Source organism: Enterococcus viikkiensis, assembly GCF_005405345.1.
GTDB lineage: Bacteria > Bacillota > Bacilli > Lactobacillales > Enterococcaceae > Enterococcus_A > Enterococcus_A viikkiensis.
Map to the genome: position 1 here is coordinate 56,372 of NZ_BJDW01000010.1, position 24,799 is coordinate 81,170.

22 protein-coding genes, 1 tRNA gene and 1 other annotated feature are annotated in these 24,799 nt (G+C 38.7%); of the genes, 8 read left to right on the top strand and 15 right to left on the bottom strand.

Annotated features, from left to right (window positions below; genetic code table 11):
- Positions 1–27 precede the first annotated feature (27 nt).
- The 3 genes from hemH to FFM67_RS06905 form a co-directional block, all read right to left on the bottom strand.
- Positions 28–969 carry a ferrochelatase gene (gene hemH, locus FFM67_RS06895; RefSeq protein ID WP_307723247.1) on the bottom strand — a complete coding sequence of 314 codons (942 nt, stop codon included), beginning with the start codon at positions 967–969 and terminating at the stop codon, positions 28–30.
- Between the two features lie 100 nt (positions 970–1,069).
- Positions 1,070–2,278, bottom strand: a complete 1,209-nt coding sequence (locus tag FFM67_RS06900) for an NAD(P)/FAD-dependent oxidoreductase (protein ID WP_137613841.1) — start codon at positions 2,276–2,278, stop codon at positions 1,070–1,072.
- 41 nt (positions 2,279–2,319) lie between these two features.
- Entirely contained in the window at positions 2,320–3,222 is a 903-nt protein-coding gene (locus tag FFM67_RS06905) for a prenyltransferase (protein WP_137613842.1), read from the bottom strand.
- A gap of 181 nt (positions 3,223–3,403) precedes the next feature.
- On the opposite strand from FFM67_RS06905, the gene FFM67_RS06910 reads away from it, so the two are divergent.
- Positions 3,404–4,378 (top strand): polyprenyl synthetase family protein, encoded by a 975-nt coding sequence (locus FFM67_RS06910; RefSeq protein WP_137613843.1) that lies wholly within the window; start codon positions 3,404–3,406, stop codon positions 4,376–4,378.
- Between the two features lie 76 nt (positions 4,379–4,454).
- Here the strand turns inward: FFM67_RS06910 and pheT are convergent, their stop codons facing one another.
- From pheT to lepB, 6 genes are all read right to left on the bottom strand, one after another.
- Positions 4,455–6,872, bottom strand: a complete 2,418-nt coding sequence (pheT, locus tag FFM67_RS06915; RefSeq protein WP_137613844.1) for a phenylalanine--tRNA ligase subunit beta — start codon at positions 6,870–6,872, stop codon at positions 4,455–4,457.
- A 6-nt stretch (positions 6,873–6,878) separates the two neighbouring features.
- Complete coding sequence (gene pheS / locus FFM67_RS06920; RefSeq protein ID WP_137613845.1) at positions 6,879–7,922, bottom strand: phenylalanine--tRNA ligase subunit alpha; 1,044 nt, start codon at positions 7,920–7,922, stop codon at positions 6,879–6,881.
- 133 nt (positions 7,923–8,055) lie between these two features.
- Positions 8,056–8,253 (bottom strand) — a binding site (T-box leader).
- 47 nt (positions 8,254–8,300) lie between these two features.
- Entirely contained in the window at positions 8,301–8,645 is a 345-nt protein-coding gene (locus FFM67_RS06925; protein ID WP_137613846.1) for a winged helix-turn-helix transcriptional regulator, read from the bottom strand.
- A gap of 60 nt (positions 8,646–8,705) precedes the next feature.
- Positions 8,706–12,389: a helicase-exonuclease AddAB subunit AddA gene (gene addA / locus FFM67_RS06930; protein WP_137613847.1), complete on the bottom strand. Its 3,684-nt coding sequence runs from the start codon at positions 12,387–12,389 to the stop codon at positions 8,706–8,708.
- Positions 12,379–15,861 carry a PD-(D/E)XK nuclease family protein gene (locus FFM67_RS06935; RefSeq protein WP_137613848.1) on the bottom strand — a complete coding sequence of 1,161 codons (3,483 nt, stop codon included), beginning with the start codon at positions 15,859–15,861 and terminating at the stop codon, positions 12,379–12,381. The genes addA and FFM67_RS06935 overlap by 11 nt, the downstream gene beginning before the upstream one ends.
- Positions 15,862–16,012: 151 nt before the next feature.
- A complete protein-coding gene (gene lepB / locus FFM67_RS06940) occupies positions 16,013–16,555 on the bottom strand; it encodes a signal peptidase I (protein ID WP_137613849.1) in 543 nt (180 codons plus the stop codon).
- A gap of 183 nt (positions 16,556–16,738) precedes the next feature.
- Between lepB and FFM67_RS06945 the strand changes: the two genes are divergently transcribed.
- Entirely contained in the window at positions 16,739–17,335 is a 597-nt protein-coding gene (locus tag FFM67_RS06945) for a nitroreductase family protein (RefSeq protein WP_137613850.1), read from the top strand.
- A 70-nt stretch (positions 17,336–17,405) separates the two neighbouring features.
- Here FFM67_RS06945 and FFM67_RS06950 read toward each other — a convergent pair whose 3' ends face one another.
- Positions 17,406–17,900 carry a hypothetical protein gene (locus FFM67_RS06950; RefSeq protein WP_137613851.1) on the bottom strand — a complete coding sequence of 165 codons (495 nt, stop codon included), beginning with the start codon at positions 17,898–17,900 and terminating at the stop codon, positions 17,406–17,408.
- Positions 17,901–17,912: 12 nt separating this feature from the next.
- Complete coding sequence (locus tag FFM67_RS06955) at positions 17,913–18,116, bottom strand: hypothetical protein (protein WP_137613852.1); 204 nt, start codon at positions 18,114–18,116, stop codon at positions 17,913–17,915.
- A gap of 159 nt (positions 18,117–18,275) precedes the next feature.
- Here FFM67_RS06955 and FFM67_RS06960 point away from each other — a divergent pair, with 159 nt between their 5' ends.
- The 3 genes from FFM67_RS06960 (at position 18,276) to FFM67_RS06970 (ending at position 19,386) form a co-directional block, all read left to right on the top strand.
- Complete coding sequence (locus FFM67_RS06960) at positions 18,276–18,803, top strand: HdeD family acid-resistance protein (protein ID WP_137613853.1); 528 nt, start codon at positions 18,276–18,278, stop codon at positions 18,801–18,803.
- Positions 18,804–18,863: 60 nt separating this feature from the next.
- A complete protein-coding gene (locus FFM67_RS06965; RefSeq protein ID WP_137613854.1) occupies positions 18,864–19,259 on the top strand; it encodes a hypothetical protein in 396 nt (131 codons plus the stop codon).
- A 54-nt stretch (positions 19,260–19,313) separates the two neighbouring features.
- Positions 19,314–19,386: transfer RNA gene (locus FFM67_RS06970), tRNA-Gln, on the top strand.
- A 60-nt stretch (positions 19,387–19,446) separates the two neighbouring features.
- Here FFM67_RS06970 and FFM67_RS06975 read toward each other — a convergent pair.
- Positions 19,447–19,878 (bottom strand): universal stress protein, encoded by a 432-nt coding sequence (locus tag FFM67_RS06975; RefSeq protein WP_137613855.1) that lies wholly within the window; start codon positions 19,876–19,878, stop codon positions 19,447–19,449.
- Between the two features lie 838 nt (positions 19,879–20,716).
- On the opposite strand from FFM67_RS06975, the gene FFM67_RS06980 reads away from it, so the two are divergent.
- A complete protein-coding gene (locus FFM67_RS06980) occupies positions 20,717–20,935 on the top strand; it encodes a hypothetical protein (RefSeq protein ID WP_137613856.1) in 219 nt (72 codons plus the stop codon).
- Positions 20,936–21,436: 501 nt separating this feature from the next.
- Here FFM67_RS06980 and FFM67_RS12510 read toward each other — a convergent pair.
- Positions 21,437–21,568: a hypothetical protein gene (locus tag FFM67_RS12510; RefSeq protein WP_281279096.1), complete on the bottom strand. Its 132-nt coding sequence runs from the start codon at positions 21,566–21,568 to the stop codon at positions 21,437–21,439.
- Positions 21,569–21,714: 146 nt separating this feature from the next.
- Positions 21,715–23,001 (bottom strand): glycoside hydrolase family 73 protein, encoded by a 1,287-nt coding sequence (locus tag FFM67_RS06985; protein ID WP_137613857.1) that lies wholly within the window; start codon positions 22,999–23,001, stop codon positions 21,715–21,717.
- Positions 23,002–23,287: 286 nt separating this feature from the next.
- Between FFM67_RS06985 and FFM67_RS06990 the strand changes: the two genes are divergently transcribed.
- Both FFM67_RS06990 and FFM67_RS06995 read left to right on the top strand, forming a co-directional pair.
- Positions 23,288–23,557 carry a hypothetical protein gene (locus FFM67_RS06990; protein ID WP_137613858.1) on the top strand — a complete coding sequence of 90 codons (270 nt, stop codon included), beginning with the start codon at positions 23,288–23,290 and terminating at the stop codon, positions 23,555–23,557.
- A 96-nt stretch (positions 23,558–23,653) separates the two neighbouring features.
- On the top strand, positions 23,654–23,971 hold the full coding sequence (locus tag FFM67_RS06995; protein ID WP_137613859.1) for a hypothetical protein: 318 nt from the start codon (positions 23,654–23,656) through the stop codon (positions 23,969–23,971).
- A 145-nt stretch (positions 23,972–24,116) separates the two neighbouring features.
- On the opposite strand, the gene FFM67_RS07000 is transcribed toward FFM67_RS06995, so the two are convergent.
- Positions 24,117–24,791 carry a TVP38/TMEM64 family protein gene (locus FFM67_RS07000; RefSeq protein WP_137613860.1) on the bottom strand — a complete coding sequence of 225 codons (675 nt, stop codon included), beginning with the start codon at positions 24,789–24,791 and terminating at the stop codon, positions 24,117–24,119.
- Positions 24,792–24,799: the final 8 nt, after the last annotated feature.

The window sequence follows — 24,799 nt, forward strand, 5'->3', positions numbered from 1 at the left end:
TGAGACAGTTCCTCTGCCTCAGCGTTTTTAATTTCCTTCTATTATAGATTGCAAAACTTTGGTGAAGGCCAGCGTATCATTGAACGGCTGGACGTATTCGAAACGGGTCCCACCATTTTCCATAAAATAGCCCCGATTTTCTGCATTAATCTCTTCGATTGTTTCTAAACAATCGGCGACAAAACCTGGGGTGATGACTAAAACATTTTTAACATTTTGACTCGGTAATGCTTTCAACGTTTCGCAAGTCATCGGCGTCAACCATTGACCCGGACCAAATTTTGATTGATAAGTATGGATATAAGGAACGTTACCAATTCTTTCCATCACCTTTTTAGTAGTATGCTGACATTGCGCTTCATAAGGGTCGCCACGTTCAACAGTGGAAACTGGAATGCCATGATAGGAAAATAGAATCATATCAAACGCGTTTTCAGTCAAGCGCTGTTTTAGATTTTCTGCTAATAGATCTAAGTACCCTTCATGGTCATAAAAGGAACTCGAAATCTTAAGGTGAGGAATTTCCGCATCTTTTTGATACATCCGACTAACTTGATCATAGATTGGTGCTACCGTTGTCTCTGAATATTGTGGGTACAATGGTAGAATAAACAATTCTGTCATACCTAAACTCTTCATTTCATGGATTGTTTCTTGAATGCCCTGCTTGCCATAGGTCATCGCAAACCGTACGATTCTATCTGGCATTTGTGCTTGTAGCAGCTCTGCTTGTTTTTTCGTATAAACCCACAATGGTGAACCCTCTGTTTGCCAAATCTTTTGATAAGCCTTGGCAGATTTTTTTGGCCGCACTTGTAAGACAATGCCATGAAGAATTGGCAGCCAAAGACTGCGGGGCCAATTAATTACCCGCCGATCAGAGAGAAATTCAGCTAAATAGCTTTTGACAGCTTCTGGCGTGGGACTTTCCGGTGTACCTAGATTGACTAACAATATTCCCTTTTTCAAAATCAAACACCCTTCACTTTTACTTCTATTTAAAACTATAGCAAAAGAAGCCGAAAAAAACACCCGCGAACTGATTCACGAGTGTAAAAAAATATTCGACTTAATGATATAAATCAAAACGTCCCTTTGACATAACCTCTTTAATCCCACCTGTTTCGAATAACGAACGGTCCATGATGGCTTTTTTAATGAAAGACGCCGGATACGCGGTCACTTCCGTTTTACCTACCACACCAAAAGCATGCGTATTACCAATAGAAGCAACGGATCCTAAAGATTTGAATGAGAAGGGCTCACTCGGTTTGCCTTTCATTTGGTTCAAGATATCCTTGCCGGCATAAGAGCCCATTTTCAAAGCAATCTGGGCAGTCGTTGGGTACGGACGGTTACTTGATGGGTCCATCACTGCGGATACATCTCCTAACAGATAAACGTCATCATGCTTAGGGTCTGTCAAATTAGGTTTAACCATTACCCGTCCACGACGTTCTTCAAAGCCTGAATCACCAATCACATGACTCCCGCTAACACCGGTAGTCCAAATAATTGTTTTAGCATTAAGCGCCACTAAATCATTTTCGTTATCTTTTGAATTTTGGTAAACCACTGCTCCTGGCTCAACTTTTTTGATAGGTTTACCGGTCAAAAGTTTAACATCCCATTTATCTAAATATTTAAGACAGTATTGGCCTAGCCTATCACTGAACATTGGCAAGATTTTATCAACGGCTTCAACACAATAAATTTGTATGTCTTCAGGTTTTACACCAGCAATATCAGCAAATGCTTTGCTGCCTTCGACTAGTGCCCCGACCAGTTCGATCCCAGTAAAGCCGGCACCGCAAACCACAATGCGCAAATATTCTTCATTTTTGGTTTCTTTGTACTGCTTCATTTGCTCGATGATGTGTCTATGAACTTGATCTGCTGTTTTGACATCCACCATTTCTAAAGAATTTTCTTTCACTCCGGGGATCCCAAATGATTCAGATTGGAAACCTAATGCCACGATTAAATAATCATAAGACAAGGTTTTTTGATCCACATAGACTTCTTTTTTATCAGAATCAATTTTTTCAACGTTGCCTTGGATAAAAGTTGTTTTTTTAGTATCAACGACATCTTTAATATCATAACAAATCTTTTCATCCTTCTGTGTTCCTGCAGCGACTTCATGGAGACTTGTAGACTCGTAATGGTAGCTATTACGATCGATTAACGTAATATGAATATCGGCTCCTGATTTTTGTAATACATGTAAAGCTCGCAATCCAGCGTAGCCCGCTCCTAAAATGACGATTTCTTTCATTTTGTATCTCCTCCTCGTTAATATGAATCATGACTCTAAAATTAAAATAGAAAAGCTAGTGCAAAGCTGACAACTTGAGCAGAAGCTCCCACTGCCAAAATCTTAACTGCACAAATAAATGTCTCTCGTTTGACCTGTTTTGCTAAGAATAAGCGAACTTGTTGGTAAACAAATGGCGCCACAAAAAAAGTCCCCAGCATTGTCCATGGGGCAATTCCGACCAAAACCGAGAATAGAATGGCTAGAAAAGCTCCGATATTCAAACCGACAAATAAATCGAGAGATCGTTGCTTTCCTAAATAATGTACTAAAGTAAAGCGATTGTTTTTTTCGTCTTCTTCTAAATCGCAGATATTGTTCGCCAGCATCAAATTCGCAATCCACAAAGTATTCGGCAACGAGATCAAAAACAGTTCTCCTACCGTAGTAAAATTCCACTGCAATACTTCATAGGCATTCAAATAGACACACAAACAAGTAATCATAAAACCCATCGTGATCCCAGAGAAAAATTCCCCTAAAGGCAAACTAGACAACGGCTTCGGCCCAGAGGAATAAAAAATCCCTACACCGTAACAGAACAGACCCATCAACAAAAAAGGCCAACCGACTACAATAGATAATCCGACACCAATAATCGCCGAAAGCACAATCATTCCGACCATTAGATTAAAAACAACTTTCAAATCCAATTTTTCTCTACCGATGATATTGGTCTTTTCACGATAATCGTGGACCTCGGTGGCATGGTGATAGTCGTTATAATTGTCAAGAATGTCCACCGCCATATTGAATAAAAACATCGCGATGAAAAATAATAGAACGAGACCAAGATGCAATTTGTGAAAATTATACAGACTAAAACAAATCCCGATGAAAAAAGGCAGGACACTCGCGGTCTTCGCTTTAAACTCCACGAGCTCCAAGAAAACGGTTAAATTCATTTCACCCAACTTTCTACTATTTTCTTTTCATATTCATTATGCTATTTTTACACTTTTAGTTCAAAAGATTTGCTTAGCCTTCATGTGTTTTTTCTCACGAAATATTAATCGAGCATTCTAGTAGTTTTTCTAGCGGGCATAGGCTAAAATAGAATTGAAAACGTTGTTAGAAGGAGCTCCTATGTCAGACTATTGGAATGATTACCCTAAAATAAAAAAAAATCTCATTCAAGTAAAGCAAGAAATTGCACAAAGACTTGTTATTAATAACCAATCGATTGAAGAGGCCATCACAAAATTTTCTTCTACTGGAGGAAAAATGATTCGTCCGGCGCTCTTTTTTCTTTTCGCTGATTTCGGAGAAGAAAAAGATCCTGAGCAATTAATCAAAGTCGCCGCTTCTCTTGAACTGCTGCACTCTGCTACTTTGGTCCATGATGATATTATTGATGACTCGCCTACTCGCCGCGGCAATGCGTCGATCCAATCGCGTTTTGGCAAGGATGTCGCTGTTTACACCGGGGATTTTATGTATACTAGTTATTTTGAACTCTTAGCTGAATCCATGAGTCAGACCCCTTTCTTGCTAAAAAACGCCCAAACGATGAAAAAGATTTTACAAGGTGAATTGACGCAAATGACTTGCACCTTCAATCCTGATCAAACTGTGGGTGATTATTTGAGAAATATTAACGGGAAGACAGCCGAATTAATTCGTCTAAGCTGCCAAGAAGGAGCCTATTTTGGCGGCGCCGACAAACAGCTACAAGCGCGAGCAAAACGAATCGGTTCTGCCATTGGACTAGCCTTTCAAATCTACGATGACATTTTGAATTTTTCCTTGGAGCATGGAGATGAACAAAAGCCGATTTTGACAGATGTCCAACAAGGAATTTTCACACTGCCCTTACTGATCGCCCGTGACCAAGCACCTGAAATGATACGTCCTTATCTTGAAGCACCTGAGACATTGACAAGAGACGAGCTAATTCAATTAGCCACTTATGTGGATCAAGCGGGCGGACGCTCAGGTGCACTAATTTGTGCGGAGAAATTCACCAATAAAGCGTTAAGTGAGATCCAACAACTTCCTGCTGGAAATAGTCGTGAGGCGTTGAAAATCGTCGCAACACAATTATTAGAGCGACATTATTAGTTGACTCGGTTGGCAGAAATTTTTTAATCACAAAAAAGGAACAGAGGAAAATTCCTCTGTTCCTTTTTGTCGTTACTTAACGGATCACTGCATTGATTTTTTCTTCTAAGTTTTTAACTACTTTTGCCATAAAGCGATTGATTTCTTCATCTGTCAAGGTCGCTTCGGGATTCACGAAGGTCAAATTGTAGGCCATCGATTTCTTTCCAATCTCGATATTCGCGCCTTGATACACATCAAAGACTTGCAACTTCGCTAAGAATTTTCCAGCGGCTGCAGACATCACTTCCGCAATTTCAGCATTCGTATTGCTTTCATCGACTAGCATTGCGATATCACGGCTAACTGCTGGATATTTTGAAACAGCTTCAAAGACTAACGGTGTCTTCTCCTGCTCAATCAATGCTTCCAAATTCAACTCCGCTACAAAGACTGATTTCAATTCATAACTTGAAGCAATCTTAGGATGGACTTGACCGACAAAGCCGATCAATTTTTCATCAAGATAGATGCCCGCCGTTTGGCTAGGGTGCATTTCTTTCAACTGAGTTGCTTTATACGTGATTGCTCCGCTTAATCCTAAACCTTCAATCAATGCTTCCACCATTCCCTTGACCGTGAAATAATCATAGGCTACCGGTTTATTTGACCAAGATTTATTCGTCGCATTGCCGGTAACGGCAATCGCCACGTGATTTTCTTCAATTGGCAGATCTTTTTTCGGATCATTGTTTTGATAGAAGACATGACCGATCTCATAAAGAGCGACATCACTATTTTTACGTGCAACATTGTACGACAAATCTTCTAATAATCCGCTGACTAAATTCAAACGCATTGTCGAACGATCTTCACTCATTGGCCAAGCAACACGAGTTACTTTACTGTCCTTCAATAAAAATTGTTGTGCTTTGGCTTCGGTCGTTAAGGCATAGCTGATTGCTTCGGATAGACCCGCACCTTCTAAAAGACTGCGAACTTTTCTAGTCGCTTTTTGTGTTTCCGTTAAAAAGCCGGCAATCGTCTGACCTTCAGGTAAAGTCGATGGTAAGTTATTATAGCCATAGATTCGAGCAATTTCTTCCATCAAATCTGCTTCGATTGTAATATCCCAACGACGTGGTGGTACGCTGACGAATGTCGTCCCGTTTTCAACCTGTGATTCAAATCCTAAAGCAGCAAAAATATCATTTACTTGTTCTTGCGTCAGCGCTGTTCCTAAGAAGCGATTGACATTTTCGAGTGTCGTACTGACTTTAACATTTTCAGGATGAATCTCACTGCCTTTGACAGCCCCTTGCAATACTTTACCGCCAGCTAATTCAGCGATCATCGCTGCCGCAACCTCACCAGCTAAACTGATGTCACTTTGGTTGATGCCTTTTTCAAAACGCATGGAAGATTCGCTACGCAAGTTATAACTTTGAGAAGTCCGACGCACAGAAGTATGATCAAACATTGCCATTTCTAATGCGACAGTCGTTGTTTCATCAGAAATCTCTGAATCTAATCCGCCCATGACTCCTGCTAAGGCAACCGGAATTTCTCCATTCGTAATCACGATATTTTCAGGGGTCAACGTCCGTTCGATACCATCAAGCGTAGTAAAAGATTCTGATTCCGTCGCTCGACGGACTAAAATTTCTTGGCTACCTAGCTTATCATAGTCAAAAGCGTGTAAAGGTTGGCCGAATAATAATAAAATGTAATTCGTTACGTCAACAACGTTGCTGATTGGACGAATCCCTTCATTCATTAAACGATTTTGCAGCCATTGCGGACTTGGTCCGATCTTCACGTCTTCGATCACACGGATTTCGTAATGAGGAGCATCCTTTTTATCTGTTACAGACACTTTGATTTTATCACTGGCCTTTTCAGCTACTTCTTTTAATTCGACAGCCGGAAAAGCAACTTTTTTATTGTAGATAGCCGCTACTTCATGGGCGACGCCGCGAATACTTAACGCGTCGGCACGATTAGGTGTGATTGACAAATCAATGATCGTGTCGTCCATTTCTAAATAAGGAAAAACCGGCGTTCCAACTTTAGCATCCTCAGGTAAATAGTAAATGCCATCTGAAAATTCTTTAGGAATTACCGAATCGCTAAAGCCAAGCTCTTGTAAGGAGCAAATCATCCCGTTTGAAACTTGGCCACGCATTTTGCCTTTTTTAATTTTTACATTACCGGCGATTCGTGAACCAGGTAATGCCACAATGACCTTTACACCCGCTTTAATATTCGGCGCGCCACAAACGATTTGTGACAATTCTTCTTCACCGATATCCACCTGACAGATCGAAAGGTGATCCGAGTCAGGGTGTGGAATGCATTCCTTTACATCCCCAACCACGATTTTTTTCAAACCATCTTCCGGTGATTCTAGCCCTTCAACTTCGATTCCGGTCAATGAAAGACGATCCGCTAACTCTTTCGGCGCGACATCCTTCACATCGACATATTCATTTAACCATTTATATGAAACTAACATTGCTTTTTACTCCCCCTTGAATTGTTCCAAGAAACGAACATCGTTTAGATAGAAATTGCGAATATCATTAACGCCATAACGCAGCATCGCGATTCGGTCTGGCCCTAAACCAAAAGCAAAACCAGAATATTCTTTTGAGTCAATCCCAGACATTTCCAACACATCAGGATGAACCATACCAGCGCCTAAAATTTCGATCCAGCCGGTATATTTACAAACATTACAGCCCTTACCGCCGCATTTAAAACAGCTAACATCGACTTCGACAGATGGTTCCGTAAATGGGAAGTAGCTTGGACGTAAGCGAATCTTACGGTCGGCACCGAATAATTCCTTCAATAATACTTCCAGAGTTCCCTTCAAATCCCCCATCGTAATGCCTTTATCAACGACAAGTCCTTCAATTTGGTGGAATTGATGACTGTGGGTCGCATCGTCGGTATCGCGACGGAAAACTTTTCCTGGCGAAATCATTCGCAATGCACCCTTTGAAAAATCATGTTTTTCCATTGTCCGAGCTTGGACAGGTGAAGTATGCGTCCGCAATAAGACTTCATCAGAAATATAGAACGTATCTTGCATGTCACGTGCTGGGTGATCCTTTGGTAAGTTCATCCGTTCAAAATTATAATGATCGGATTCAATCTCAGTTCCTTCAATGACTTGATACCCCATACCAACAAAAGTATCTTCGATTTCTTCCATGATTTGAGTCAAGACATGACGCGTACCTTGAGAAATTTGTTTGCCTGGTAAAGTCACGTCGATTGCTTCCGCTGCTAATTGTTTTTCTAGAGCCGCTTCAGCTAAGGAAGCTTTGCGCTCTTCAACGGCATCCGTTAAGAGATCACGGATTTCATTAGCAAAGGCTCCGACTTTTGGTCGTTCCTCCGCAGATAAGTCACGCATTCCTCGTAATACTTCAGTGATGGGGCCTTTTTTACCTAATGTTTCCACGCGAATTTTTTCAACGATAGAAAGTTCGTTTGCCGCTTCAATTTTTGCTAACGTCTGACTTTTTAATGTTTCCAGTTGCTCTTGTAAACTCATTATTTTCTTCCTTTCCCTATTGCTTTAAAAAGATAACTTTTAAAAATTATCGGATTCATTAATTTAGTACTTATTTTAACATTCACAATTAACTCTTTTTGAGAAAAACAGACAAAGAGACCTCGCTCCTTTATAAAGGAACGAGGTCTCGCGGTACCATCCTAATTCGCCAAACTACAGTTTGACGCTCTCAATTCTTAACGACATTGCCGGTCTTTCGACAAGCTCCAGAAGTGAACTTCATTTTTCAATCCCTTAATCTGCTTCCAGTCAACGGCAGAAATTCCCTTGAAGGTTTCGAAAAATTACTCTTTTCTATCAACGCTTTTTGATTTATTTAATTGACTATTCCAATACTACAAGAAATCAAAAAAATTATCAACTACATTCTTCATCAGTAATCCAAGTATCGCCCCATTGATGAATCTCATTCATCACTGTTTTTAAGGCTTCCCCTTTATTTGTTAAGCAATAGTCCATTCGCTTTTGGCTGCCACAAGCAATTACTCGACCTACGATGCCTTCTGCTTCTAACTCTTTTAACCGTTCGGTCAACACTCGATCGCTGACTTCTGGAATCATCGCAGCAATATCAACGAATCTTTGTGGGCCACCTTCTAACAACACATCAATAATCAAGCCGTTCCATTTTTTGCCTAAAATTTGAAAACCTTTCTCAAATTTTGGACAAAGTGAAAAGTTCATTACCTCTACTTGTTCCATAATTCTCACCTCGATAGAGAGAGTATAGCACATTACTTACCTTTTATAAGTGCAACTTGCCTAAGGCTTAGGAGTTCTTAACAAATCGATTGCCTTGTTGCCTTGCAAAAAGATTAAAAAAGTTGAAGAAACGGTCTTGTGCTTCGCTTTTTCCAACGCGTCTTTATACAAATGCAATTGTCCTCGATAGCGATCCACTAGCTGTTGTTCTCGTTCTGGCGTATAAAAATCCGTTTTTAAATCATACAACAGAATCTCATGATCGAATTCCAAATAACCATCAATAATACCATGAATCAATAGTTCATCTTGATTTTGATAGTCCTTAAATAGCTGGTCAGCTGGCAGCAACATCGCAAAAGGTTCTTCTCGATGCAATTTTTCTGCATGCTGCAAGACATATGCGCCAATCCCTGAATCAAAGAACTGTAAAATGCTTTCCACTGAAATTTTTTCAGCGACCATAGGCATCAAAGTTTTTCGTGCGACTAATTCAGCAATCAATTCCTGAATCTCCGTTTCAGTTGGTCTTTTCGTTAAAGGCAACAATTGCATGACCAAGTGCGTAGCGGTTCCAACCTCCGCGGGTGAAGCTTCTTGAAGGGTACCTAAAAATTTTGGCTCGTTAAGGGCGTCAGATGTAAAACGATAGGTCATTGCGTTATCGGAGATGTCCATCGTCTGCCGATTATCTGGATCATCATAGAGCCGTTTCAACTCAGAAACGGATTGATAACTGGTTGTTTTCGTAGCTTCCGGATAAGGATATTCAAATAGTAGGCGCTTTTTCAATGCATCTATATTGACAGTTCCCTGCGGTAATTCTAAGGTCTTAATTTCTGGTAAATAGCCTTGAACCACTTCAGCGATTGTTTGCGGCTCAACAAAATCGATAGCAAAGGTCGCTGGATGTTGCTTCACTTTCACGACTTGATTGACAACATATTCTGTTTGATATTTATCCATCTGAGCATGTCTAAACAAGGTCATTCCAACCCAATCAAAGAAACTATCTCGTTGCCCATTCCGTAAACCAGCAGCCAAAACTACGGAATCGTTTCTGGCGGCTTTGCTCCATTTTTTATAGGCTGATTCTTCATCATCATACGATCCCACTAAAAATAGTTTTTGTTCTGCTCGCGTCAAAGCCACATAAAGTTTCCGCATTTCCTCTGACAGCAGTTTGTTTAGATTTTTTTGTTTGACGATTTGGAAAAGGAGTGTTTCTTTTCGAACTCGGGTATCGGGGGTTAATAGTTTTACACCTAGGCCTAGCTGCTCATCAAAAACATAATTTCGTTGCGTATCTTGAACATTGAAACTCTTACTCATATCCATCAAGAAGACCACTGGAAATTCTAGGCCCTTACTTCCGTGAATCGTCATGACTCGAACCGCGTCACTGATTTCTTCCGTTGGCGGCTCACCTAGATCCTTATCCTTTTCCTGCATCTTTTCAATGAAACGAATAAATTGATACAAGCCTCGGAAGCTGCTGCGTTCATAATCTTTTGCTCTTTCAATCAAAGCTAAGAGATTCGCGTGACGTTGCTGGCCGGCTGGCATACCTAAAACATAATCCAAATAGGCTGTCTCATTATAAATTTTTAACAATAAATCAGCGATTGCTTCGCGGCGGGCGAATTCCCGCCAATCATTTAAATCAACCAGAAAATCCTTTAACCGTTTAGAAAGGCTATCATCTTTTGTTTCTGCATACCGTAAAACCGCTTGATAGTATTCTTTCTGTGGTAACGCAAGGCGAACCATTGCTAGTTCCTCTTCTTGCAATCCAACGATCGGTGATCGTAATACTGCTGCTAACGGAATATCCTGGTACGGATTATCAATAATTTGCAACAAAGAGATCATGATCCGCAGTTCAGTTGATTGGAAATAGTTTTGCGTATCGTTGATTGTTAAAGGGATTTCCAGTTGTTTAAAAACTTCTAAGATCGTTAAATTATGACTTTTGGTTGGCGTCAGCAAAACAATATCTTCATATTGTAAAGGCCGCATTGCTTTTTGTTTTTTATCATAAATTTCAAAGCCTTGATCAATCAATTGACGAATCTTGGTGGCAGTCATGAAAATTTCCCCCATAGATTTGTCTTCGATCCATTCCGGCGCCTCTGAAGCTTTTTGGTAAATCAATAATTCCGGAGCAAATTCTTTTGTCTCAGGAAAAGCAGTAAATCCGTTGATTAACTCCGCCTGTTGATCATATTCGATTTGTCCGACCGACTGATCCATCAGTTGTGTAAAAACTAGATTCGTAAAATCCAAGACTTCTTTTCGTGAACGGAAATTCTCAGCCAAAATAATTCGTCGACCACCGTCTTCATGGGCAAAATCATGGTACTTTTGAATAAACAGGGTGGGATCAGCCAAACGAAATCCATAAATCGATTGTTTTACGTCTCCTACCATAAAGAGGTTGCCGTTAGTTTGATTGCTTAACCGTTGGAGAATGGATTCTTGCAGCTGATTGATATCTTGATATTCATCGACTAACACTTCAGCAAAGCGCTGACGATAATATGCTTCCGCTGGTCGTTTACCATCAACTTCCGCTTGCAAAATCTGCAAAGTGAAATGTTCTAAATCATTGAAATCCAACATGCTTTTTTCCCGTTTTGCTGCAGAATAAGCTTCGATGAATTGTTTCTCCACACGAACCAATTCTTCAACGATCGGCAATGCTTCTTGTAGCCGCTCAATTTGCTCAGCGGGTGAAACGGCAAAGTAGATTTCTTTTACATTCAATAAATTTTTCTTGGCTTGGTCCCGATACTCCTTGCACTCAGTGATCACCTCACCGAAAGCCTCCTTCACCTCTTTTTTCCGCGGAGAAGGAAAGGTTGGAAAGCTCACATCATCAAATAAAGTAAAAGCTGCATCTAATTGATTATCCGCCAAAAGCTGTTCTAACTGCTGGACTATAGCCGCTTCCGTTTGTGCTAAATCAGTGATTTTTTGTAGCTCATCACTAGCTTGGCTATCTGAAATCAACCATTGATAGGTCTGCTGAATCTCGTCTAAGCGTTTCAATAATTGCGGACGAATAATTTGCTGATACAATTCTGATTCAGCTAAATCATTGATGCGATAATTTTCGATCAGCCCTTCTAGCCACTCAAAAGGCGCCGGATTGGCTCTAGCAAAGTTGTACATCGACAGCACTAAATCTTCTAACCCACTATCGCTGCGGTCATTAGAAAAATTTTCAGTCAAATGATAAAAAATTTCCTGATTTTCTTCATAGAACGTTTCTCGTAGCTCGTCCCAGACGTCCTCCTTTAACAAAATCGTCTCCGTCTCATCTGTCAGCATCCGATAACTAGGATCTAAATCAATTAAATAGAAGAATCGCTGAATGACTTTGGAACAAAAAGCGTGCAAAGTCGAAATATTAGCCATCGGCAGCAAGGTTAATTGCCGTGTAAAATGATTTTTTTGTTCTTGATCGGTTTCTTCGTTAATGGCTTCTTGCAATGCGCTTTGGATTCGTTCCTTCATTTCGCTGGCGGCAGCTTCTGTAAAAGTTACGACTAGTAACTGATCCACCGATAATTGCTGGCGTTTGATTTTTTCAATTACGCGTCGAACCAAAACAGCCGTTTTGCCAGACCCAGCCGAAGCCGAAACTAAAAGATTGGTTCCTTGATCGTAAATCGCCTGCCATTGGGAATCGGTGTACATCTCGTTGGGCGCCTTTGGAGGGATTGCATGTTTAGTTGTCATGTAGCTCATCCTCCATTCTTCTCAATACTTCTTCTTTTGAAAGCTTTTCTAAGCGATGGTAATTATTTTCCTTCAACATCACATCGAACTTACAGACACTGCGGAAGGGGCATTGCTGACAAGCGATCCGCTGATTGTCCTTATACGTCGGATTCAGTTTGATCTCGCCCGAAACAATTTGATTACCGGCCGCTTGAATTTTTTGTCGGTTGAACTCTCGAAGTAATTCGATTTCAGATAGTTCGTAAAATTTGTCTTTCGATTGTGAAATCGGCTGTGTTTGTCCTTTAGCGTCTTTTCGCAACGGAAACAATAAAGAATTTTCCTTCTCCTGCAAGCTGTGATCTAACTGATCATACAATTCTTGCTCTTTCGCAAACAAACCATCATAGTGATACGATTTCAAGGTTTCCTTGTCAATCGCATTTGGATCTTTCAAAACTGGATTGTGAACGTGAAGATAATACGCCCCCGCCGGCTTAATTGATTTATCACTGGTCATGCCATAATCGGTAATCGCCACATCTAAATAGGTAATCAATTGCAAGGCAATCCCGTAATACGCATCTGCGACATTGAAACTGTGGGGACTGGATTTGTAGTCCACCACGCTTAGCCAGTCAGATTCTGCACCTTTTAATTGGTCTAAGCGATCAATTTTCCCTCGGATAGCTACTTCACCACCAGTAGCAAGAGGCAAACTAATTCCCGGTATGCCTTTTTGACCACCAATCGAACCAAAGACAATCTCTGTTTTTTGCGGTTCCAATTTCGTGCGCAAGCCTTGTTGAACTAAGCCCCAGCTAACTTTTTGAATCGTTCTTGCCAATTGATAGCGAATATAATTCATGCGCGCGGAGCTGGAAAGAATCGCAAATTTCAATTCGCCAAATAATTCTTTCAAGACATCATCCGCTAAGGCGACTCGCTGAGCTTCGGTTAGTTCCGTTAAGCGCAAGCCTTGCTCATTAATCAACCGGAAAAAATAATCCAGCGCTTCATGATAAAAATCCCCCGCAGCGGCAGGTGTTAACCCATAAACGGTCCGCTCCTTCAGTCCTAAACCAAAATTAGCAAAATACTTATACTGACAATTATAAAAATTCTCAATTCGAGAAACTGAAACATAAAGATTCTTCCCATAAAGCTGCTGTGCTGTCTCAGGAAATAAAGCACGTGGAACATTCAACTCCTGCAAACTTTGGAAAACTTTTTGTGCTAGCGGGGCCTGTGAACTATTTTGGATAAACTTCTGTAACTCACGCCAAGCTGGTAAGAAGGCCCGATTTTCGTCTTGTGCCAAACGATTCAGCTGGATCAAATCTGACAATAAGGTTCTCAACGTTCCCATTCGTTTTTCCGGCTGACTCGCCAAACTTAATGACTCGGCTTCGATCACTGGTAGATTCAAGCCTTTACTTAATTGTGTCAAAAAAGGCGAAATCGCTAATTTCTTTTCTCCCTCGACTGTTGTTGCAACACTTAAATAAAGTTTTTCTCTGGCCGATAAAAAGACTGAATAAGCTAAGAAAGGTTCACGATTGACCTTCGAACTATTGTTTTCCGGTAAAAATTTTCCTTCTGGTAAATTTTGATTAAAGGCTGATCGTTCTTCTGCCGACAATAACCCCTTATCGTCAAAGCGAGCGGGAAAATCATGATCGTTCAACCCGATGGCAAAGGTAACTTTCATTTGATCGACTCGCGCCAATTCTAAATCATTCACTCGAACTTGATCGATCGCCGTTGGAATTTTTCCATAAGTCAAATTCATCAAACCGGTTAGAAAAATTTCTTGAAAGGTCGTCCAATCAAAAATATCTGCACCATAAATCAGCACATATTCATCTAACAAATCCATTAAGGCTTGCCATGTCTGCTCATGATTGCGGGCTTTGTCTAATTCACCCTTTTCCACCTCTTGATCACGCCAGAAAAGCAGTTGACGCTTCACGCCACAGGTTTCTAAAAATTGATAAAAAAGAGTCGCCGCCGCTAACCCATTTTCTGCATCTTTGATCTTTTTGAAAAAGGCTGGCAATACTTGTTGGACAGACCGCCGTACTTGATTAGACGTTTCTTCCAACGCTTTGGCATCCTTAAAGGCTTCTGCCTCAAAGTCGTAATCAACAAAGTGCCAATCGGATTCCTTCGTCCACACACTACCACGAAAATTATAGGCTAAACAAAGATTTTCTGTTTGATCAATCTGCCGACGATAGTCTTGCTGGTTTAAAAACCAGTTCTCTGTTGTCCAATCAAAAGGCGCGAATAATTCCGAACGGAGCATTCGGAAAATATCATTGATTCGATAATGGTATTTATCAATTAGAAACAGTGCCTGTAAAAATTCGATTAACGGATGTGCCGCCATTTCTTGCGTCTCGTCCAAATAAAATGGGATCTCAAGTTTTTGGAAAAGATCCGGCAAGACACTGTTATAGACTTGCGGATCGCGTAGTAAAATCTGAATATCCTTATATCGATACCCCTCCACGCTCACTAAATGACGGATCTGATTACCGATTTGACGAATTTCTTCATTAACTGTGGCATACTTAGTCATCTGAATTTGATCTGTCTGTGAGAGATCACTTTTTTGTTGCTGTGCCCAAAAAGCACTAACTTGATTAAAAACAGTATCTCGTTTGCCAGCAAATTGATCTGGCCGAACAGGGATCTGCTGACTATCGGCCCGCTGTTTCAATTGAAAATATGTTTTCCCAGGATCAGCAAATAAATTCAAAGGATTTGCTTCTTCATTTGGATATGCCCGATCCAATTCCAAAGCTACCGTCAACTCACCGCAAGTCATCAAGGCATTGAGTACACTTAGTTCGCGGGCGTTGAAACGGGTAAACCCGCTCACGATAAACAGATCCCCTGATAATTTCTGTTGTGTCAAATAATTTTCCAACAATAGTAAAGGATCTTCGTTAGCTACTTGATATGTGATTAGCGCTTCTTCATATTTACTGAAAACTCTCTTCAAGTCTTTCAGCTTTAGCGCTTGATCAGGATCATTTTCGCTCACCGCTAGATCCTCTACTAAGACATTGCCAACTTGCATCTCTTGATAAAAACCCAACAATTGTTGGATAAAGCCCGTTTTATTAACCTCTCCACGAAAAATCGTTAGTTCTTCTTGTAAATCTTGTAGAACCTTTCGTAAAATCATGGCATTCCCAGCATCTGATAAAATATTTCCTGGAACTTGTCCATCTCGCTGTAAAAAATACCACGCTAAACGTTGAAAACTAAAAACCTGTGTTCGAATCGTACTGAACTCAGAATCGTGAGTATTTTTTTTCATGGCAGACAAAAGATTGATCTCTTGTTCAAATTTATTGTAATTGGGGACTAAGAAAAACACGTGGTTGGCCGGGTTCTTTTCCAACCAGCTTTGCGCCAATTGGATCATGCGTTCCTTCGCGTCCGTCTGTCCAGCACCTAATAAAAATTGTAACGGCATTGTTTCCCCTCTTTTCTATATTTTCATTTCTCGTTTATTATAACAGTTCAAGTAAAACAACGCATGAATCTGAGCGAATCAAAAAATGGTATAAAAAATTAAAAAATCTCAAACTCTGCACAGCAACTCACAAAAATAGACTAGCAAATTGCTAGTCTATTGTTCCAAACCGGTCTAAGGGCCAAAAGACAAATTTTACATCGGCCATAATATTCTTTTCCTGGATCATTCCAATGATTCGACTATCTTTTGAGATACGCCGATTGTCCCCTAGAACAAATAACTCACCAGCGGGAACTTTTTCTGCACCAAAGAGATCTTTTAAATTGAAATCATAAGTAAGGGGTTGATCATCCGTCAGTTCTTTTTTGAATTCATCTAAGTAGGGCTCAGCAACTTTTTTTCCGTTGATATACAGCTGATCATTTTTATATTCTATGGTATCTCCAGGCAAACCAATCACACGTTTGATATAATTTTTTCCCGGATCATCAGGGGCTGGGAAAGTCACGATATCAAAACGTTTGACTTCGGTATTTTTCAATGCGATTACTCGTTCACCATCTACCAATGTTGGATCCATTGAATCCCCCTTAACCACTACTGGCGTAAAAACATAATGCCGCAAACCAAACAAGATGACCACCAATATCAAAAAATAAAGAATTGTCTTTCCAATCTCTTTTATATTCATTCACGTGCCTCCATTTTTCCTTCTTACATTAAGTTTAACACAGACTATTTTGTTTCTTCTGTTTTAGTCTGTAGCTTTTAAAAAAATTACTTTTCCTGCGAGCATATTTCTTTCCTTACTTTTTGTAAGATGATATAGTAGCTCTTGTAAATAAGAACTCAACAAGAAAAGGTGGAAATTATTATGTCTCAATTTTTAGACTCTTTGAAAGATCGCCGTTCATTCTACGCATTAGGACGCGACGTTAAATTATCAGAAGAAGAAATCACAGAATTAATCAAAGATGCTGTTAAAAACAGTCCAACAGCTTTCAACGCGCAATCTCCACGTGCGGTTATTCTTTTCAACGATGCTCACGAAAAATTATGGAACATTGTTGAAGAAGCATTAAAACCTTTGACTCCTGCTGAAGCTTTCCCTAACACTCAAGCTAAAATTGCTGGATTCAGAAACGCTTTAGGTACTGTATTGTTCTTTAAAGAAACTGATACTGTAAAACATTTGCAAGAACAATTTGCGCTATATGCTGATAACTTCCCTGATTGGGCTGAACAATCAAACGGTATAGCTACAGCCAATGTATGGACTGCTCTAAATGCAGCAGGACTTGGCGCGAACCTACAACATTATAACCCAGTAATTGATGATGCTGTTGCAAAAGAATGGGATATCCCAGCAAACTGGCAATTACGTTCTCAACTAGTCTTTGGTTCTAAAGAAGGCGATGCTGGCGAAAAGGAATATTTAGCTGACGACGAACGTTTCCGTGTATATCGTTAATCCGATCTAAACAAAAATCGAGGCCTAGGCCTCGATTTTTTTTTATAATAAAGATGGTGTCTCCACCATCTCATCGTCCGTCTTTCGGTTCATCATCTTTTGTTAAAATTTCCAACTTAGTACCTTCAACTAGATGAGTAGAAAGAAAGACCACCATTTCTGTTAACGGATAATCAAACATCAAAATCGGTCCTCGACGATCCTTGCGAAAATAGTTTAATTTAATCAAACCACTTTCTTCCTGGTACAAAACCACTCGCTCAATTTCCTTTAACGGAATACCTCGATTGTCAAGACTGAACAACAGTAAACTATCTTCTGTGAAACCTTTTTTATCCAACAAGAAGCTCAGCATGATCAAAGCCGCTAAAATAGTGCGGATACGTTCGTTAAGATCTTGCCAACTGCTAAAGCCAATCCATAAAATCAAAAACGTCAAAAAAAGATAAGTTGGGTACATTCTCCTTTTTTGTAAAACTGGAATTACAATCGACTTACGGGTCATAAATAAAAATACATATAAAACGATCGTAAAAAGTAGTAATAATAATGTAAATATATTCAAAAGAACCGCCTTCTAACTTGGGTTGAAATTAGAATATTTTACCACGACCATGTTAGATTTGTCATCTCGCTGCTCCTGATCGATGTCTTCGCATTGATTGATTCGAACAACCGCACAGTTGGTCATCTTTGAAATAACTTCTCCTTCGACACATTCTTCGAAGCCAATTGGATGGCACCGATAACTTCTTCCAAGTTCAATTTCTTCTTCATTCATAAATAAGCCCTCCAGTATCGACATTCATTTGTTCGTCTAGCTTTTGGATCAATTTAAAGGCATTATACCTAAGTATGGAATGGTTTACAATCGAAACCTCCTATTTAGTCGCAAAAATACATCAAATCGTGTAAAATTATTTTATGGAGGTGATTTTTTATGTCTAATTTTTTAGATTCAATTAGAAAGTATGGTTATTTGCGCAGTGCCTGTTATTTGATTCTTGGTGTCGCTATCTTGCTTTCCCCAAGAAGTGTTTTTAAAGGGATTGTTTATATCGTTTTCTTCTATTTATTGATTTTCGGTATTCTTCAAATTATCCGCGGTTTTCGAGCAAAAAAATACACTGGAAATGTCGGTTACGAAACAACCGGAGGGATTATTCGAGTCATCGTGGCCTTTATCATCTTATGGTTTTCAAAGGGAATCATCAGTATCTTACCAATGTTTTTAGGTTTCCTTATCTTAGTGTTCGCGATTGGGCAATTCATTCAGAGTTGGAATGCTAGAAAAAACGGTTTTCCTGTTGTTGGACAACTGATATATAGCGGATTGATGATCCTTGCCGGCGTGTTTCTTCTATTTAATCCTTTCAGCAGCTTAATGTTTCTATTTCAGATTTTCGGTTTTCTACTGATTACGATGGCCGTTTCTGAATTTATTAACACACGACGTCTTGCGAAATAGAGAATTGTTTCTATTGTCATAAAGCTTTATACTACTACTATCAAAGTAAGTGAGGTTATTATGAACACAGCGCAAGAACTCTATCGATTCACTAAAACATATGGTATTAATTACAACACCGGCGAAGAAAAAGGGACGTTTTTATTTCAAAAGTTTTTACAAGCCTACCCGAAAATTAATTTTAGTTTCTCCTTCATTGGCTTTCATAAATACGAAAGTGTCAAAAAGCAAGAGGGATTAAGTGCTTATGCAATCTCTGGCAATACTCTTTATGTTTTAAGTAAGCAGAAAGCCTATAAATACAATCTGTACCAATGCAGAGCGATTAATGGGAAAAAGAAATTAAATGGTATTCGTCTGATCCTAGATTTTGAAAATGAAACAATTAAAATCAATCTAGGTTTCGCAGATGGTGGCATCGTTTTAGCCGCTTTAAAACAGGCTGGAAAAAAATAAGACAAGATAGTTGAAGAATAGAAAAACTAGCGTTATAATTTTTTCTGTTCTCATTGGGATATGGCCAAATTGGTAAGGCGCCTGACTCTGAATCAGGTAAGTGTAGGTTCGAGCCCTACTATCCCAATTAAAAAACCTTCATTTCTCGAATTGAGAATGAAGGTTTTTTTGTTCGTGCAGTTAATTTTTATGGTTTTACTACCAATACGTTGCTGTGCGCATTATTGACAACATAAGACGTTGTTGAACCTATTAAAGCTTGTTCAACAGCCCCTCGCCCAGTCGCACCTAAAACAATTAAATCTACTTGATGTTCTACTGCGTAATCCGTGATTTTTCGCTTTGGATTACCGGAATCAATTTTTGTTTCATACTCAAACTGATTGATTCTTGAATTCGCAATTAATTGTTCTAATTCGATCTCTGCATTATTAAGATGAAATTTTAGCGCATCATTAATAAATGCTGGATCACCAATCGAGAATTTGTAATCCACTACGGTAAGGATAAAAAGCTTTGCGTCATTTCGTTCAGCGATATTTAACGCTTCGTTGAATGCATCATTGGAAGCCGGTGATCCATCTACCGCAACAAGTATTTTCTTATATTCTTCTTTCATCGTAAACGCCTCCCTATCGTTTAGTATACCTTATTGATATCTAATGATAAAAGCTAAATGCACATTGAGATATTGTATCTCTGTGGCTTATTTACAAATAAAATTTATCTTTATTAATATTTCCATTGCTTGTTTACTGATCAGACGAATCGACAGTATCGTTCTAACTTTCCAATGTCTCAATGAAATTGGCGTTATTGCTTCTTTATACTTTAGACCCCTTGTATTTTCATTAATTATCGTCTAATATAATTAGAGTATAATGAGACTAGGGTCATTTAGGTATCGAAATCGCTATGAGAATCGTTGGAAAGTCTGTCCATCTTGCAATCTGGCAGATCTTTTGTGTTCACCCTTGTATATGCCTCTATACCCGATTTATTTTGAGCGCCCTACTTTTATTAAGCACGCCAATTTTATCCATCATATTTGCGGTCTTCTTGTTCACCTCACGCCATCTATTGATGCGCTTTTCCGTTGCTCTTTACTTTGTATTAACTAATCGGCATTGCTGCCGGTAGTCTCGTAGCAGATGAATCCTATGACATTTTAATGAATACACTGGTCGGACAAAACAAAGTCAGTCGTACGTGGATGCATGGTTTAACCATTACTGCTTATTTAGTTTGGGTTGTTTCGAATTATAGGTGCTTTATTAGGAAACTTTATTCCCAATCCGATGGTTTTTGGCCCTCCCTTTCCTTTCAACCTCTGACTGGGGGGGTAGCTAGCGGGTTTCTACAATCACTTTAAATAACGCGAGTTATAGAGCTTATTTCTGGTTTTGCCCATATTAGTAGTGTACTATATAACAAAATATGAAAAAGGAGTAACTATCATGAAAAAGATTGCTGGATTTTTCTTTCAAAAACCTTTAGATTTGACTCAAAAGAAATCTTTCGAAATCCATCTTCCAACCGACACTTTGTACAACGGCAGCGAACCCGTCCTAGAATCCAACCGGCAGATTTTGTGTGAAATTAGTAAACAGTATGATTATCCCGAAGATAGCTTACACAGTTTTTTTGTCATTACCGAGATTTGTGAGTCTGACTAAAAAGTTTATATTACTTTTGAGAACGATACTATCAGCGGTTTTACAAAAATTTCTCCCCATTTTTTAATATTGAACTTAAAAAAATTTCGGAGTGATCCTTACACTTTACGAATTTAAATTTTCTATCATCATTAATGTATCTAGAGCTTTTGTAAAAGATATCCTCTACTTCACTAGAGTTGATGTCTTTTTTTATGTTCCGATGATCAGTGTACTTGAAAAATCAAAAAACGGGTATGAATATTTACCAAATAGACTTTCTATCAAAATATCGTTATTAACTCAAAAAGCCTTATTTTTGGATTAATTATACAACTATTTCTGTCTGTACATCCTTTCCAATTCTCTGTATTTTATCGGTACCTCAATTTACATTTTTAAAAAATTTATTTTGATTTTTAAAGCTGTCGTTCCTTTGATTGACCTTCTATACCTTTTCCTAGAAATACTGTTTTCCAACCGGTTGAACCAGGCGGATATTCTCCCCGTACGTTGCCAGCGTCACCACGTTTCGATTTGTGTTTTATTTTTATTCGCTAAGTCTGCCATAATCGTTTTTAAAAGAGTATTCTCTTGTTCCATCTGTATAATTATTTCATTGAGGTGAAGCGGATAAGCCACTCGATTTTTCATTGAAAAAAGCACCTCTTCGTTAAATCCATTTTAACGAAGAGGTGCTTTTTTATTTTGTCTCAGGTTATGAGATCAGTTCCAAAGAATACTCACTTTTTTAATATAGAAATACTTCATAAATAGTCAAATTTAGAAGCTTTAGATTTTTATTTTGCGTACCAACCAATACCTTCGTATTTCCAGCCTCGTGTCTTTAATACGTTCACTTCGTTTTGATCTTTTGTGTAATGATGAGAGCCGCTTCTTAAGCTTGGGTTAAACAAGCGATGAATTTTCACACTTTTATTATTGTCGGAATACCAAGCAACGCCTTCATAAGTCCATTTATGTTTGGTGGTCAAAACCTTTACTTCATTCCAATCCAAAGTGTAATGATGATCGCGAAGTGTGGAATTGTACAATCGATAAACTGATGCTCCTGTTGAAGGAGCATTCCAAGCAATCCCCTCATATTTTCCCCAACCAATTTTCACTAAATGATTTTTTTCATTCAAATTTGCGGTATAGAAGTGTTCATAATTATTAGGGTTGTATAATCGATACATTGGGATACTTTTACTTGGCGGCGTTGGATTTGGTGTCGATCCGTCAGCCGAGTCGTACTGCGTTAAATTATAATTAGCGATAACTGTGTTTAATGTCGATCCATAGTTTGGTGCGGTAGCATATCTTCCCGTCAACCAAGCAGTGGCATCTTTATAAGATTTTGTATTGCTCTTCCAAGCGCCCGAATAATAATAAACACCTGGAGAAAAAGAGGTATTCTTTAGTATAGTCACATTATCATTTAAAGACTCTTTAAATGATGGATATTTCCTAAACTTCGCATCAATATAGTACCATCCTTGTTCCGCGCTCCACTCCTGTGTCTTCATAATTACTGACTGGCCATTATATTCTCCTTTGATACCAAACAAGTTATAGTTAGGAGCTTTTGATAACGTACTTGCTCCCCACCCACTTTCAACAATTGCTTGAGCAATCATAACGGAAGCATAGAGATTATTTGCATTCGCCAAGGTCTTTGCAGAAGCAGCTATCTGATTAATAAAGGTCTGCTGAGTGCTCAAGGCTGAACGAGCTGATCGAAATGCAGGTGGATCTAAAGTAAAATCTTCAAATCGAACAGGATGGTGAAATTGTAAGTTTCCTAAAGAATCATATTCTGCTTCGTCAACTACACTCTCCTCTTCGTTGACTTCACTACTCTCGTTAACAGAATCCCTCTCCTCTGTCTGAACAGGTTCCGTTGTTTCCTGAACTTCTTTTAAAGCTTCAGAAGAACTTGATGTTTCAGTTGTCATAGTGCTATCTTGCACTTCGCTAGCTGAACTGATTTCTGAAATCGTCGAATTTTCAGCATAGACCTTAAAGCCAGAAACACTCAAACTTCCTAATACTATCACACTACAAATTATTTCTTTTATTCTCATGTCTTCCCCCTGTGTAAACCTTAATCACTAATTATCTCGCATAAAATATAACTACTTACAGAGTATAAATTACCAAACTTTAATCAAAAAGTAAATTTATTTTATTTTTTTAAGAACACAAAAAAACGCTTCATCTCAGTTTCCTTTCAAAAGCTTTGTATAAATTAAAAGTAAGGAATGTTTTTTATAAAATGTCTTTATGGCCTGATTTTAATCCATATTATTTTAATATATTACTTATAATGAGCATCTTATTTGCTATAATAGTCTTTGGGGGGAATTACTTATGGATATCGGATCGGCAGTTTCTTGGGTAATTTACCTGATTTTCTTTTTTATGAGTATCATCTATTTTAAATTATTTAAAAATGAACGACGGATGATCCACCTTTACCTTTCGTTAATTCCAACGTTTATATGTATTTATTCATTGATGAATTACCATCACTATCAGCCATCGGAAGGTGCTTCTTCACTTGCTTTACTAATACTGGTCTCGCTCTTTACCTTTATGCTATATTGGTTGATCTATTCTTTTGGCGGCGATACTGATTAACCGTTTGCTATTTCTTAACAAAATATTTCATAAAGCTTTGATTCGATCTATGCTATAATAAGCTTTATTTATCACAAATTTCGAAGGAGCTTTGTTATGGCTATTTTATTGACTTTGATATTTGATCTTCTCATGATCGCATTATTTTTATTTCGAATGGTCCAAGGAGATCAAATTATTTTTATCGTTAGTATTATTTTACAAGGATTAATTTTTATCGACTTATTAGCAATAATACTTTTACGCCCTGCCAAATCCAAAAACATAGAAAGTGATCCGTCAGAGATTACACGAAAAAGAAGCCGTAATCAAGTTAGTCGGCCTCGCGGCGGTCTCCTTGCCAAGGTTTCTTGTATTATCGCCTTATTGGTTCTAGCTTATTATATTTATTCTGTAGTTTTTCTATTTATTTAGCCTTGCACACTGACTAAAAAAGTATGTCCAAAAGCGGACATACTTTTTTTATACAATAAATTTAAATAATTGCCAACTGATGGTTAGCACCGGTTAATACTCTTGAAACAGCAAATAAGGTCTCTTGTTATAAAGAATAGTTTTTTTAGCGTTCGTCGTATTTCGAAGATAAATAATTTATTTTTCGATTGAATTTTTTCGGCAGATAAGACAACAGCCCTAACAGAACCCCAGCAATACCCAACTCAAGCAATAATTTTACAGAAACCCCTTTTTTCGCAATTTCTGAGGCCATAAAAGCATAAATAAAACTTGCCGGTAGCATCGTTAAAAAGGAGATCAGACTAAATTTTTTCAAGCTCATGGGAGTCATTGCATAGGCATAGCTTTGAATAGCAAAAGGAAAGATCGGCACTAAGCGGGTAAAAATCAAAAAAGAAAGCCCATTTTCCCGCACCCCTTTTTCAATTTTTTGAAAGGTTGGATCACTGCCGAAGCGTTGTAGTAGATATTCACGGGCTACATATTTCCCGATTGCAAATGAAATACTTGCTCCTAGTGAGGCGCCAATTACGGTCAACGCGCCTCCGATCCACCCACCATAGGCTAAGCCGCCAACGATTGCTAAAAATTGTCCCGGCAGTAAAAAAACTGCGACTACTATTGAGAGTAAAATAAAAATTAAATAGCTCCACCAGCCCAGACTTTCAAGATAACTTCTTAGTTGCGAGATATCCGTCAACAGTGCAACCAATCCAAGCTGATTAGCAAGCACTAACACGATTGCTACTAATATGAGAAATACAATAATTTTCTTCATGCTTCCTC

Coding starts and splice junctions, on each gene's coding strand:
- FFM67_RS06965 (WP_137613854.1), top strand. CDS start 18,864: ATGAACACAGCGCAAGAACTCTATCGATTCACTAAAACATATGGTATT.
- pheS (WP_137613845.1), bottom strand. CDS start 7,922: ATGAGTTTACAAGAGCAACTGGAAACATTAAAAAGTCAGACGTTAGCA.
- FFM67_RS06995 (WP_137613859.1), top strand. CDS start 23,654: ATGGCTATTTTATTGACTTTGATATTTGATCTTCTCATGATCGCATTA.
- FFM67_RS06905 (WP_137613842.1), bottom strand. CDS start 3,222: ATGAATTTAACCGTTTTCTTGGAGCTCGTGGAGTTTAAAGCGAAGACC.
- FFM67_RS06900 (WP_137613841.1), bottom strand. CDS start 2,278: ATGAAAGAAATCGTCATTTTAGGAGCGGGCTACGCTGGATTGCGAGCT.
- lepB (WP_137613849.1), bottom strand. CDS start 16,555: ATGAATATAAAAGAGATTGGAAAGACAATTCTTTATTTTTTGATATTG.
- FFM67_RS06975 (WP_137613855.1), bottom strand. CDS start 19,878: ATGAAAGAAGAATATAAGAAAATACTTGTTGCGGTAGATGGATCACCG.
- addA (WP_137613847.1), bottom strand. CDS start 12,389: ATGACAACTAAACATGCAATCCCTCCAAAGGCGCCCAACGAGATGTAC.
- FFM67_RS12510 (WP_281279096.1), bottom strand. CDS start 21,568: ATGAAAAATCGAGTGGCTTATCCGCTTCACCTCAATGAAATAATTATA.
- FFM67_RS07000 (WP_137613860.1), bottom strand. CDS start 24,791: ATGAAGAAAATTATTGTATTTCTCATATTAGTAGCAATCGTGTTAGTG.
- FFM67_RS06945 (WP_137613850.1), top strand. CDS start 16,739: ATGTCTCAATTTTTAGACTCTTTGAAAGATCGCCGTTCATTCTACGCA.
- FFM67_RS06910 (WP_137613843.1), top strand. CDS start 3,404: ATGTCAGACTATTGGAATGATTACCCTAAAATAAAAAAAAATCTCATT.
- FFM67_RS06960 (WP_137613853.1), top strand. CDS start 18,276: ATGTCTAATTTTTTAGATTCAATTAGAAAGTATGGTTATTTGCGCAGT.
- FFM67_RS06925 (WP_137613846.1), bottom strand. CDS start 8,645: ATGGAACAAGTAGAGGTAATGAACTTTTCACTTTGTCCAAAATTTGAG.
- pheT (WP_137613844.1), bottom strand. CDS start 6,872: ATGTTAGTTTCATATAAATGGTTAAATGAATATGTCGATGTGAAGGAT.
- FFM67_RS06990 (WP_137613858.1), top strand. CDS start 23,288: ATGGATATCGGATCGGCAGTTTCTTGGGTAATTTACCTGATTTTCTTT.
- FFM67_RS06935 (WP_137613848.1), bottom strand. CDS start 15,861: ATGCCGTTACAATTTTTATTAGGTGCTGGACAGACGGACGCGAAGGAA.
- FFM67_RS06985 (WP_137613857.1), bottom strand. CDS start 23,001: ATGAGAATAAAAGAAATAATTTGTAGTGTGATAGTATTAGGAAGTTTG.
- FFM67_RS06980 (WP_137613856.1), top strand. CDS start 20,717: ATGAAAAAGATTGCTGGATTTTTCTTTCAAAAACCTTTAGATTTGACT.
- FFM67_RS06955 (WP_137613852.1), bottom strand. CDS start 18,116: ATGAATGAAGAAGAAATTGAACTTGGAAGAAGTTATCGGTGCCATCCA.